Here is a 274-nt window from a genome sequence, read left to right on the forward strand (position 1 = left end):
GTCAGCCGTTGCCGGCTGCCGCATAGGCTTCGCGCAGCTGGGTGGCGCATTCCTCGCTGCACACTTCCACCACCTTGCCGCCGAGCTTGACCTGGATCGCGTTCTCGTCGAGTTCGCAGTCGCAGGCGGCGCAGGTCTTCTCGCTCATGGTCCTACTCCGTGGGTCGCCCGTAGCGGGCAGGGTCATTGGGCGCTTTCCGGGGGTGGGGGCGCTATCAGGAAATTTAGCCATCGGTGGGCGTCGGGTAACCCGGGCATCGGGGCCGAAAGCAGG

Annotated in this window: 1 protein-coding gene; it reads right to left on the minus strand. The window is 66.4% G+C overall.

Features of this window, described 5'->3' with window-relative positions; genetic code table 11:
• Position 1: 1 nt before the first annotated feature.
• Complete coding sequence (locus tag R0J87_RS20305) at positions 2-148, minus strand: hypothetical protein (protein ID WP_498888516.1); 147 nt, start codon at positions 146-148, stop codon at positions 2-4.
• Between the last annotated feature and the right edge of the window lie 126 nt (positions 149-274).

It is taken from the genome of Halomonas sp. SIMBA_159 (assembly GCF_046536035.1).
GTDB lineage: Bacteria > Pseudomonadota > Gammaproteobacteria > Pseudomonadales > Halomonadaceae > Vreelandella > Vreelandella venusta_A.